The organism is Bradyrhizobium sp. (assembly GCF_052389815.1).
GTDB lineage: Bacteria > Pseudomonadota > Alphaproteobacteria > Rhizobiales > Xanthobacteraceae > Bradyrhizobium.
Genome location: NZ_JBQTHN010000127.1, coordinates 1 through 11,072 on the forward strand (window position 1 = coordinate 1; position 11,072 = coordinate 11,072).

Here is an 11,072-nt window from a genome sequence, read left to right on the forward strand (position 1 = left end):
AACCATTGCGCGGGGAAGGTCGGGATGTCCTGGCTGTACCTGTCAAATCCGTGTGCGTTTTCTTACTACCGTTGCACACGGTGCTGCGGGCGCAGCCGGCGCCCGGCCTTCTCCGCGCCCTCTACTCAAGAGGGAGCAAACGAAATTGCAGAACCCGGGCGAGAACGAGCCGCGGGAATGAGCGCTCATGTTTCCACGTCATTGCGAGCGAAGCGAAGCAATCCAGCTTTCCGCCGGCGCAGATAAGGTGGAATGCTTCGCGGAGCCTGTCATCCGGCGGCGCTTCGCGCCGACCGGGTGGCTCGCAAGGACGGTGCGTTGGCAGCGCGGTAATCCCGCTACTCTGCCGCCTTCTCCGCCACGGCCGGCCGATGCCGCGCCGCCGGATGCCGCTCGTCGAGGCGCGCACGGCCCGCACCGAACAATTTCTCCCGCAAGGTGCCCGGCGCATATTCTGCCTTGTAGCGCCCGCGCCGCGTCAGCTCCGGAACCAGCATGTCGGCAATATCCTCGAAATCGCCCGGCGAGACGGCAAAGGGCATGTTTAGCCCGTCGACGTCGGTGGCCTCGAACCACGCTTCCATCTCGTCGGCGACTTTCTCCGGCGTACCCACGATCACCGGCCCGATGCCGCCGATACCGACATGCTGCGCCACCTCGCGGACGGTCCATATACGATCGGGATCGGCGCGGGTGATGTTGTCCATCGCGCTGCGGCCGGCATCGTTGGTGACGTGGCGCACTTCCTGGTCGAGGGCCATCTGCGAGAAGTCGACGCCGGTCCAGCCCGACATCAGCGTCAGCGCGCCCTCCGGGCTGATGTGGCGGCGATAGTCCTCGTATTTCGCTTTCGCCTCGGCCTCGGTCCGTCCCAGGATCACCGTGAACATGGAGAACATCAAGACTTCCTCGGGATTGCGCCCGGCTGCCGCGGCCAGCTCGCGAATGGCGGCAACGCGCGGCGCAATCACCTTCGCCGACGGTCCCGACATGAACACGCATTCGGCATGTTGCGCGGCAAACTGCCGGCCGCGCGGCGAGGTGCCGGCCTGGTACAGCACGGGCGTCCTCTGCGGCGAGGGCTCGCTGAGGTGAATCGCATCGAGGCGATAGTTCTTCCCCTCATGCGCGATGCGGTGCACCTTCGCTGGATCGGCAAAGACGCCGCGGGCACGGTCGCGCAGCACTGCATCGTCCCGCCAGCTGCCCTCCCAGAGCTTGTAGACCAGCTCCATATATTCGTCCGCGATGTCGTAGCGGTCGTCATGGGCGGTCTGCTTGTCCCTGCCGGCGCCGCGCGCGGCGCTGTCGAGATAGCCGGTGACGACGTTCCACCCTACGCGCCCGTCGGTGAGATGATCGAGCGTCGACATCCGCCGCGCGAACGGGTAGGGCGGTTCGAAGGAGAGATTGGAGGTGACGCCGAAGCCGAGATGCTTCGTCACCGCCGCCATCGCAGGGATCAGCATCAACGGCTCGTTGGCCGGCGTCTGCGTCGCGTGGCGCAAGGCGGCATCGGGGCTGTTGCCATAGACGTCGTAGACGCCGAGCACGTCGGCGAGGAACAGCCCGTCGAAGCGGCCGCGCTCCAGCGTCTTCGCCAGGTCGATCCAGTAGGGCAGGCGGTTATATTCGGCCGTGCGGTCGCGCGGATGCGTCCACAATCCCGGCGACTGGTGCGCCACGCAGTTCATGGCGAAGGCGTTGAGGCGGATCTGTTTCGTCATTGGTGCAACGCTTCCGGCTGGGATGGAAATTGTTGCATGTGGACGGGGATTAGCAAGGCCAAATCGGCTCTGCTAGGCTCGAGGAAGATCGCCTGTTGCGAAATGGAAAGAAGCGAATGAGCAGAGCCGACGCGATTGACCGGGCGCGAGAACATTTTCGTTCCGGCGAGTTCCTGAAGATATTGGATCGCCGGGTCGGCTACCGCACCGAGAGCCAGCAGCCGGACTCCGGCGCCGCGCTGCGCGCCTATCTGGTCGAGGATTTGCAGCCGGCCTTTACCGAACTCGGATTCACGACGCGGCTGGTGGAGTCGCCCAGCGGCAAGGGGCCGTATCTGCTGGCCGACTATCGCGAGGACGCCTCGCTGCCGACCGTGCTGACGTACGGCCATGGCGACGTCGTCGACGGCATGGCGGGCGAGTGGCGCGACAATCTCGATCCCTGGCGCACCACCGTCAAGGGTGAGCGCGTCTATGGCCGCGGCACCGCCGACAACAAGGGCCAGCACAGCATCAACATGTCGGCGCTCTCCATGGTGCGCGCGGCGCGCGGCGGCAAGCTCGGCTTCAACGCCAAGTTTCTGATCGAGACCGGAGAGGAGATCGGCTCGCCCGACCTGCGCAAGGTCTGCGAGAGTCATCGCGAGGAACTCAAGGCCGATCTCTTCGTCGCCTCCGACGGGCCGCGGTTGTCCGCGGAGCGGCCGACGATTTTTCTCGGCTGCCGCGGCGGCCTGCGTATCCATCTTGACGTGAATTTGCGCGATGGCGGGCACCATTCCGGCAATTGGGGCGGCGTGCTCGCCAATGCTGCGACGATCCTGTCCAACGCCATTGCCTGTCTCGTCAATGAAAAGGGGCAGATGCAGCTCGAGGCGCTGAAGCCGCCGCGCATCTCCAATGCGATCCGCAACGCGCTCGCCGACGTCAAGGTCGAGCCGACGGCGGACGAGCCGCAGCTGTCGCCGAACTGGGGCGAAGACGGGCTATCGGCGGCCGAGCGGCTCTACGCCTGGAACACGCTGGAGGTGCTGGCGATGACGTCCGGCAACATCGCAAGCCCGGCCAACGCCATTCCGGGCGAGGCACATGCGGTGCTGCAGTTGCGTTTCGTGGTCGGCACAAGGATCGAGCAGGCCGTCGATGCCGTCCGAAAACACCTCCACGCCCGGGGCTTCCCCATGGTCGAGGTGAGCGCGGCGCAGAGCTTTGCCGCCTCGCGCACCGACTTCGACAGCCCCTGGATCAACTGGGCCGCGGAATCGATCCGGCGGACCACGGGAAAGGCACCGGCGATCCTGCCCAACTTCGGCGGTTCGCTGCCCAACGACGTGTTCTCGGAAGGGCTGGGGCTGCCGACGATCTGGGTACCGCATTCCTATCCCGGCTGCTCGCAGCATGCGCCGAACGAGCACATCCTGATGCCGGTGACGGAAGAAGCGCTCGCGATCATGGCCGGCCTGTTCTGGGATCTCGGCGAGAAGGGAGCACGCGCATGATCCGGAAAAGTGGGCACCGGTTTTCCGACAAGATCATGCGCAAAAAACAAGAGAGCCTGAGCGTCAAACCCCCTCGTCGAGCGCCACCAGCTCGCGCTTCCTGCGCAGCGCCGGCAGCAGCGGCCCGATCAGCAGCGCCACGGCGAACAATAGGCACGCCGCCGAAATCGGCCGCGTCACGAAGGTGGAGAGATCGCCCTGCGAGAGGATCAGCGACTTGCGCAGGTTGTTCTCCATCATCGGTCCGAGCACGAAGGCCAGCACCAGCGGCGCCGGCTCATAGCCGAGCTTGCGCATGAAGTAGCCGATCACGCCGAAGGCGATCATGACGTAGACGTCGAACACGTTGTTGCTCGAGCAATAGACGCCGATGATGGTGAAGAGGATGATGAGCGGGAACAGGATGTTGTACGGCAGCTTGAGCAGCTGCACCCACATCCCGATCATCGGCAGGTTGAGCACCAGCAGCATTAGGTTGCCGATATACATGCTGGCGACGATGCCCCAGAACAGCCCGGGGTTCTGCGTGATCATCAGCGGCCCGGGTTGCAGACCGTGAATCACGAAGGCGCCGAGCAGGAGCGCCATCACCACGTTCGGCGGGATGCCGAGCGTCATCAGCGGGATGAAGGCGCCGCCGGCCGCTGCGTTGTTCGCCGCCTCCGGCCCCGCGACGCCCTCGATCGCGCCATTGCCGAAACGCTCGGGCGTCTTCGACAACCGCTTCTCGAGCGCATAGGAGGCAAAGGAAGCCACCACCGCCCCGCCACCGGGCAGGATGCCGAGAAAGAAGCCGAGGAGAGTGCCGCGGCCCATCGGTCCGGCGCTGGCCTTCCAGTCTTCCTTGCTGGGAAGCAAGTGGTTGATCTTCGTATTGATGACGTCGCGCCGGATCACGTGCTCGGTGTTGATCAGCACCTCGGCAACGCCGAACAGGCCCATCACGACCGGCACGAGGCCGATGCCGTCGATCAGCTCCAGGCGGCCGAAGGTCAGGCGCGGCTGCGCGGTGATGCTGTCGAGCCCGATCAGGCCGAGCACGATGCCTATGCAGGCCATCAACAGCGCCTTGGCCATCGATCCCTGCGTCAGGAAGGTCAGCACCACCAGGCCCAGCACCATCAGGCTGAAATATTCGGCCGGTCCGAAGGCGATGGCGACGCTGGCGAGCTTCGGCGCCACCAGCATCAGGGCGATCAGCGCAAAAGTGCCGGCGATGAAGGAACCGAAGGCGGAGATGCCGAGGGCAGGGCCGGCGCGGCCGCGCTTGGCCATCTGATGCCCGTCGATGCAGGTAACGACGGAGGCGGCCTCGCCGGGAATGTTGACCAGGATCGAGGTGGTGGAGCCGCCATACATCGAGCCGTAATAGATGCCGGCCATCATGATGATGCCGGATTCCGGCGTGCCCGACAGTGTGACGGGCAGGAGCAGCGACATTGCCGAGATCGGGCCGATGCCAGGCAATACGCCCACCAGCGTGCCGATGAAGACGCCGATGAAGCAATAGAGCAGGTTGATCGGCGCCAGCGCGACACCGAGCCCGTGCGCGACATTGATCAATGTATCCATGGCGCGCGCTCTAGCCTATTTCGAACATGCCGGACGGCAGCTGGATGCCAAGCATCTTCTTGAGCAACCACCACATGCCGCCAGGGACGAGGACGGAAACCGGCAGCGCGAGCTCCCAGCGCACCGGATCGATCAGCCGCATCAGCAGCAGCACCAGCGGTATGGAGGACAAGAGGAAGCCGAAGGGATCGAGCGCAAAGGCAAAGGCGATGAGGCAGGCAATCACGATGGCAGGCTTGCTCCAGCGCGCATTCTGCCAGCGCGAGCCGAAGGTCGGCCCGCCTTCGCTGAGCGCAGCGACGATGATGGTCGCGGCGAACAGGCACATCAGGATGCCCGTGTAAAACAGCACATAGCCGGAGCCGGGATCGTTGACAGTGCCGAGCTTGAGCTTGAGGCCGGACCGGATCACGAAGATGCCGAGCGCAAGGCCGATCAGACCGCCCCAGAGCTCGGAATTGTTGAGGCGGAATTTGACGTTGCCTTGATCGTTCATTGATTCTCTCTGGGTCGTTCCCCGGACGCGGCGCAGCGCGAAGCGGGGCGCTGCAGATCCGGGGTCCATCTCGGCGTGGGTCCCGGCCCTGCGGTGCATCGCACCGGACGATGCTTCGCATCGCCGGGAGAGCGCTGCACCGCAGGGCCGGGACGCGAGCGTTGTCAGTTTTTCTTCGCGAGCCCGAGTTTCTCGACTACCTTGCGTTCGGACTCCGTCACCTCGACGACGGCCTTCTTGTAGTCCTCGGTGTTCTTGTAGTTCGGCACCATGTCGAATTTGGCGAGCGTCGCGATCACGGCCGGATCGTCAAGCGCCTTCTTGAAGGCGTCGTGCAGCTTGGCGACGATCTTTGGGTCCATGCCCTTCGGACCGGCGATGCCGAACGGCGAATCGTAGACCATGGGATAGCCGAGCTCCTTCAGCGTCGGCACGTCCTTGTAGTTCGGCGAACGGACGCCGGTCCACACCATCAGCAGGCGCAGCTTGCCGGCATCGACCAGCGGCCGCCAGCCGGTGGAATCCGCCTGCAGCATGGTGTGCTGGCCGAGCACGGCGGCGTTGGTCTCCGCCCCGCCCTTGAACGGAACCTGGGTGAGCTTGATTCCAGCCATCGTCGCGATCTGCTCCATGCCGATGTGCAGCGAGGTGCCCGCACCCGGAGTCGCATAAGTGACCTTGCCGGGGTTCGCCTTGGCAAACTCGACCACGTCCTGCCACTTCTTGAACGGCCCTTCCGCGCTGGTGGTGACGCCGAAAGTGTAGCCGGTGAGGTGGACGATGTAGGTGAAGTCCTTGGACGGGTCCCACGACACTTCCTGCATCAGCGGCAGGCGGAACACCGTGATCGGGATTTGCGCGATGGTATAGCCGTCGGGCTTGGCGGAGACCGCCATCGTGGCGGGGCCGACCGTTCCGCTGCCGCCGGCCTTGTTGTCGACGACGATCGGCTGGCCCAGCACCTTGGAGGCGCTCTCGGCCATCGCGCGCATCACGAGGTCGGTCGATCCGCCGGCAGGCCAGGGCACGATCAGGGTGATCGGCTTGGTCGGATAGTCCTGCGCGCCGGCCGCAGCCGACACCAGCATGCCGACGGCGGCGAGCGCAATTTTCAGGCGGCGTCGTTGGAACATATGATGTTGCAACATATCGAGGCTCTCCCGTGCGGTCCGGTTGGCGCCGGACCGATGTTGTTGTCTTCCATGGCCTGCGATCTTCCCCGAAATCGATGGCGAAGGAAAGCGCATAGCCTGTTGCCGCAGCTGCACGGGTGGGCCCATGCGACAAATAGTCAGCGCGCCGTGCCGGGAGGCGGAATATGGCTACGCCGCGCGGCGCAGATTGAACGCGCCGGCTGCGATGGCAGCCGGCCTGCCGTCGATCAGGTCGGCGGCCAGCCGGGCGCTGCCGCAGGCGAGCGTCCAGCCGAGCATGCCGTGGCCCGAATTGACGAACAGTTCGGGAAGCGGCGACCAGGCGATGATCGGCCGGCTGTCGGGCGTCATGGGGCGAAGGCCGCACCATGGCTGGACGTCACCGTCAGCCTCGATGCCGAGCAGCTCGCCCGACGCGCGGCGCAGGACGTCGACGCGGGCGGGATCGATGCTCCGGTCGTTGCCGTCGAGATCGGCGATGCCCGCGACCCGGATTGCCGTGCCCGCCTCGCGCGCCAGCGGCGCAAACACCAGCTTGCGCTCGAAATCGGTGACGCTGTGGCGAAGCGTGCCGGCCTGGCGGGCGGGCTGCAACGTGATGCTGTAGCCCTTGACCGGGTAGATCGGCAGGTAGAAACCGCAGGCGCTGGCAAAGTCGCTCGACGATGCGCCCATGCAGAGAACGAACCGGTCGGCCCGGACGTGCCCGCTTCCGGTGTCCACGGCAACGAGATGTCCGCCCGATCGTACCGGGCGGGTGACGGGCGTGCCGAGCTGCCATTCGACGTTAATGCGGTGCTTCAGCCGGTCGGCCAGCGCGGCGCAGAATGCGGCGCAATCGCCGACCTGCTCGGAGGCGGTGAAGATGCCGCCGGCAAGTTCGCGTTCGCCGAGCTTGAGCGCGGGCTCCAGTGCTAGACATTCGGCCGGCGTCAGCACCTGCTGGGCGTCGCCCGCGGCGGTGTCGTCGATGACCGCGCTGCGCGCCGTGTCGAACTCGCCTTGCGAGCGGAACAGCACCAGCTTGCCGGCGGTCCGCAGTCCAAAGGCAAGACCGAGGGTTTGCGTCAACCGCGCCAGCTCGGCCCGGCTCAAGGCGGCGAGCTCGAGCTGCGCGGCGACAGTGTCGCGCACGGCGGCGGAGCGGCAGGCGAGCAGGAAGCGCACGCCCCAGGAGATCAGGCGCGGATCGAGGCCGGGGCGGATGCGCATCGGCGAGCCCCTTGCGATCAGGAGCGAGGGCAGCTTCAGCAGCGTCGCGGGCGAAGCCAGCGGCGTCACGAACGCATAAGAGAGCTGGCCGCCGTTGGCGGCGCTGGCGTCGGCGCCGGTCGCGGCATGGCGGTCGACGATGACGACGTCGTGCCCGGCCTCCGAGAGATACCATGCGGTCGTCAGTCCGATGACGCCGGCGCCCAGGACACAGATCTTCATTGCAGGACTCGTTCTTGGCTATTGTCCGGCCGAGCAGGGAAGCCGATCGGGACGTAGGTGGCGTGAACGCGGCCAGCCTAGGGCGCCGCGACCGCCATCGCCGATGCCAAGTCTGCATAATGCAAAACTTGCATCGCCGGCCCCGCCGTAGCACGCTGGCGGGAGCGCGACCTTATCGGGCGGGTTCTGGATCGGCACATGAGTGGGCGGGAATTGCAGCGGACTGCCCGGCGGCCGGCGGCGCGAGGCCATGATGCAAATCTTGCATTGGTCAGGCCGCACGCGCCTCGGTTAGGTTCGGCGCCATGGGGCAATCAATACCGTGCCAGCAGCCAATGCCGCTCGACGCTCGCCGCCTCGCGCTGTCGGCGGCGCGTTGCGGGTACGTTGCCGCCATGTCCCGCATCGAGATGGGTCGCGTGATGGAGCTACGCTGGCTGCAGGACTTCCTGATGGTGGCCGAGACCGGCAACTTCACCCGTGCCGCCGAGCGGCGCAACACGTCGCAGGCGGCGTTCAGCCGGCGCATCAAATCGCTGGAGGCCTGGCTCGGCTTCGACCTGATCGACCGCAGCGTCTACCCGACGCAGCTGACGCCGCAGGGAGAACGCTTTCGCGAACATGCCGGCGAATTGCTGCGGCAGATGCTCGATAGCCGCGACGAGCTCGGCGGCAAGCCGCTACGCGCTCACGAGCACATCCGGATCGCGTTGCCATTCGCCATGGCGACGGCGCAGCTGCCGCAGTGGTGGCAGGCCTGGTCAGCCGAACGGCGCCTGAGCTGTTCGGTGGTCGTCGGCAATATCCACGATCTCGTCACCTCACTGGTGTCTGGCAATGCGGACCTGATGATCTGCTACCACCATGCCCAGCAGCCGATCCATCTCGATCCGGATCGCTATGAGCGCGCCAGTCTCGGCACCGAATTGTTGCGGCCCTATGTCAGTGAGGCGCTGGCCGCCAAGGGCGGCATATCGCTGCCGGGCAAGGCGTCGCACCCGGTGCCGCTCCTGATGTATTCGCCCGGCGTCTATTTCGCGCGCCTGGTCGACCTCATCCTGGAAAATGCCCCCATCGCCGGCCAGCGCATGATCGAGAGCGACATGTCGGACGTGCTGTGCGAGATGGCATTGGCCGGCCGCGGCGTCGCCTGGCTCGCGGAAAGCACCGCTGCCGCGCACGGCCGCAAGGGTCTGACGGCGATCGGAGGCAATAAATGGACGCTGCCTCTGTCTTTAGTCGCATTCAAGGACCGGACGAATGGCCAGCGCTCGGTTAATCTGTTTTGGTCCGAATTGTGCAGGTATAGTGCGGTTCACGCCGGAGGCGGGCGTACCGGGTCGGTTTCGAGAACACCGGCCAAATCATCGGCCAGGCCTTCGCGATCGGGCCGCTGAAGTATCGTTAGTTGAGAACCAATAGAGGGAGAATTACGTGAAACACCGTCGGATCATCTTCTGTCTGCTTGCTGGCGCGCTGAGCACCGGGCCGGCGATGGCGCAAGGCCTCACGGGAACGTTGAAGAACATCAAGGACACCGGCACGATTACGCTCGGCCATCGCGATTCGTCGATCCCCTTCTCCTATCTCGACGACAACCAGAAGCCGATCGGCTACGCGATGGACATCTGCTACAAGATCGTCGATGCCGTGAAGAAGGAGCTCAAGCTCGACAAGCTCGAGGTCAAGCTCAACCCGGTGACGTCGGCGACGCGCATCCCGCTGATGGCGAACGGCACCATCGATCTCGAATGCGGCTCGACCACCAACAATGCCGAGCGGCAGAAGCAGGTCTGGTTCACCAACACCCACTTCCTGACCGCGAGCCGCTACGTTTCCAAGAAGTCGAGCAAGATCGGCAAGATCGACGACCTCAAGGGTAAATCGGTGGTCTCCACCGCCGGCACCACCAACATCAAGCAGCTCACCGAGGCCAACGCCGCGCGCGGCCTCAACGTCAACATCATCCCGGCCAAGGACCATGCCGAGGCCTTCCTGATGGTCGAGACCGACCGCGCGGTGGCGTTCGTGATGGACGACATCCTGCTGTCGAGCCTGGTTGCCGGCTCGAAAGCGCCGGGAGACTACGTGATCTCGAGCGACGCGTTCTCCAAGCCCGAGCCCTATGGCATCATGCTGCGCAAGGACGATACTGCGTTCAAGAAGGTCGTCGACGCCGCCACCGCCGCCGTATACACCAGCGGCGAAGGCCAGAAGATCTACGACAAGTGGTTCACCCAGAAGGTCCCGCCGAAGGGTCTGAACCTCGCCACGCCGATCAGCAAGGAGCTGAAGAACGAGTTCGCCAAGCCGTCGGACTCGCCGGACCCGGACGCGTACAAGTAAGGTGCCAAACCCTCATGGTGAGGAGCGCGGCCAAGCCGTGCGTCTCCGGACGATGCTTCACATCGCCGGGAGAACCATGAGGCCACCAGACGGGCCTTCATCCTTCGAGACGCGGCGCACGCGCCGCTCCTCAGAGAATGTGAATCTATTCGACTTTCGCGATTTTCGACGACTCTAAGTCTTTGATTTGACTCATGTCGAAAATTGCCGGAATCGAAAGATTCACAGCCTCTCAGGATGAGGGTCGCGGGGATGCGGTGTCCGGCCATTGGAGGAATGGCCGGATATTTGCAAACACGGTCGTTACATGAGCGGCGCTGCGGTGCGGGGGACCCGTGAACTATAGCTGGAACTGGCACATCTTCTTCGAGCCGAACCCGATGGGGACCGGCACCTATCTCGACATGCTGCTGTCGGGGCTGGTGCTGACCATCAAGACGGCGCTGCTGGCCTGGATCATCGCGCTGGTCACCGGGTCGATCGTCGGCGTGTTGCGCACGCTGCCCTCGAGGACGGCGCAGTGGATCGGCTTCCTCTATGTCGAATTCTTCCGCAACATGCCGCTGCTGGTGCAGCTGTTCCTGTGGTTCTTCGTGCTGCCGGAGCTGCTGCCGCGTGCGGCAGGTCTGTGGCTGAAGCAACTGCCGAACGCGCCGTTCTGGACGGCGGCGATCGGCGTCGGCCTCTTCATGTCGGCGCGCGTCGCCGTGCAACTCGGAGCCGGCATCGCCTCGCTGCCGCGCGGACAAAAGCAGGCGGCGACCGCGCTTGGCCTCACCACGGTGCAGACCTATCGCTACGTGCTGCTGCCGATGGCGTTCCGCATCATCCTGCCGCCGCTGAC

Annotated in this window: 9 protein-coding genes; 4 read left to right on the forward strand and 5 right to left on the reverse strand. The window is 65.1% G+C overall.

Annotation, left to right across the window (positions count from 1 at the left end; genetic code table 11):
- Positions 1 to 338 precede the first annotated feature (338 nt).
- Positions 339 to 1,727 (reverse strand): LLM class flavin-dependent oxidoreductase, encoded by a 1,389-nt coding sequence (locus tag ACT4OC_RS20805; RefSeq protein ID WP_444840914.1) that lies wholly within the window; start codon positions 1,725 to 1,727, stop codon positions 339 to 341.
- Between the two features lie 116 nt (positions 1,728 to 1,843).
- Between ACT4OC_RS20805 and ACT4OC_RS20810 the strand changes: the two genes are divergently transcribed.
- Positions 1,844 to 3,226, forward strand: coding sequence for a M20 family metallopeptidase (locus ACT4OC_RS20810; protein ID WP_444840915.1), 1,383 nt, complete (start codon positions 1,844 to 1,846; stop codon positions 3,224 to 3,226).
- A 63-nt stretch (positions 3,227 to 3,289) separates the two neighbouring features.
- Here the strand turns inward: ACT4OC_RS20810 and ACT4OC_RS20815 are convergent, their stop codons facing one another.
- From ACT4OC_RS20815 to ACT4OC_RS20830, 4 genes are all read right to left on the reverse strand, one after another.
- On the reverse strand, positions 3,290 to 4,798 hold the full coding sequence (locus ACT4OC_RS20815) for a tripartite tricarboxylate transporter permease (RefSeq protein ID WP_444840916.1): 1,509 nt from the start codon (positions 4,796 to 4,798) through the stop codon (positions 3,290 to 3,292).
- A gap of 10 nt (positions 4,799 to 4,808) precedes the next feature.
- Entirely contained in the window at positions 4,809 to 5,294 is a 486-nt protein-coding gene (locus tag ACT4OC_RS20820) for a tripartite tricarboxylate transporter TctB family protein (RefSeq protein WP_444840917.1), read from the reverse strand.
- A gap of 164 nt (positions 5,295 to 5,458) precedes the next feature.
- Positions 5,459 to 6,427 carry a Bug family tripartite tricarboxylate transporter substrate binding protein gene (locus ACT4OC_RS20825; RefSeq protein ID WP_444840921.1) on the reverse strand — a complete coding sequence of 323 codons (969 nt, stop codon included), beginning with the start codon at positions 6,425 to 6,427 and terminating at the stop codon, positions 5,459 to 5,461.
- A 189-nt stretch (positions 6,428 to 6,616) separates the two neighbouring features.
- Complete coding sequence (locus ACT4OC_RS20830) at positions 6,617 to 7,882, reverse strand: D-amino acid dehydrogenase (RefSeq protein ID WP_444840918.1); 1,266 nt, start codon at positions 7,880 to 7,882, stop codon at positions 6,617 to 6,619.
- A 335-nt stretch (positions 7,883 to 8,217) separates the two neighbouring features.
- Here ACT4OC_RS20830 and ACT4OC_RS20835 point away from each other — a divergent pair, with 335 nt between their 5' ends.
- The 3 genes from ACT4OC_RS20835 to ACT4OC_RS20845 form a co-directional block, all read left to right on the forward strand.
- On the forward strand, positions 8,218 to 9,279 hold the full coding sequence (locus ACT4OC_RS20835; protein ID WP_444840919.1) for a LysR family transcriptional regulator: 1,062 nt from the start codon (positions 8,218 to 8,220) through the stop codon (positions 9,277 to 9,279).
- Between the two features lie 97 nt (positions 9,280 to 9,376).
- Positions 9,377 to 10,228, forward strand: a complete 852-nt coding sequence (locus ACT4OC_RS20840; protein ID WP_444840922.1) for an amino acid ABC transporter substrate-binding protein — start codon at positions 9,377 to 9,379, stop codon at positions 10,226 to 10,228.
- A gap of 335 nt (positions 10,229 to 10,563) precedes the next feature.
- A partial coding sequence (locus ACT4OC_RS20845; protein ID WP_444840920.1) for an amino acid ABC transporter permease occupies positions 10,564 to 11,072 on the forward strand: 509 nt, incomplete at its 3' end.

Coding starts and splice junctions, on each gene's coding strand:
- ACT4OC_RS20820 (WP_444840917.1), bottom strand. CDS start 5,294: ATGAACGATCAAGGCAACGTCAAATTCCGCCTCAACAATTCCGAGCTC.
- ACT4OC_RS20805 (WP_444840914.1), bottom strand. CDS start 1,727: ATGACGAAACAGATCCGCCTCAACGCCTTCGCCATGAACTGCGTGGCG.
- ACT4OC_RS20835 (WP_444840919.1), top strand. CDS start 8,218: ATGCCGCTCGACGCTCGCCGCCTCGCGCTGTCGGCGGCGCGTTGCGGG.
- ACT4OC_RS20825 (WP_444840921.1), bottom strand. CDS start 6,427: ATGTTCCAACGACGCCGCCTGAAAATTGCGCTCGCCGCCGTCGGCATG.
- ACT4OC_RS20810 (WP_444840915.1), top strand. CDS start 1,844: ATGAGCAGAGCCGACGCGATTGACCGGGCGCGAGAACATTTTCGTTCC.
- ACT4OC_RS20815 (WP_444840916.1), bottom strand. CDS start 4,798: ATGGATACATTGATCAATGTCGCGCACGGGCTCGGTGTCGCGCTGGCG.
- ACT4OC_RS20840 (WP_444840922.1), top strand. CDS start 9,377: ATGGCGCAAGGCCTCACGGGAACGTTGAAGAACATCAAGGACACCGGC.
- ACT4OC_RS20830 (WP_444840918.1), bottom strand. CDS start 7,882: ATGAAGATCTGTGTCCTGGGCGCCGGCGTCATCGGACTGACGACCGCA.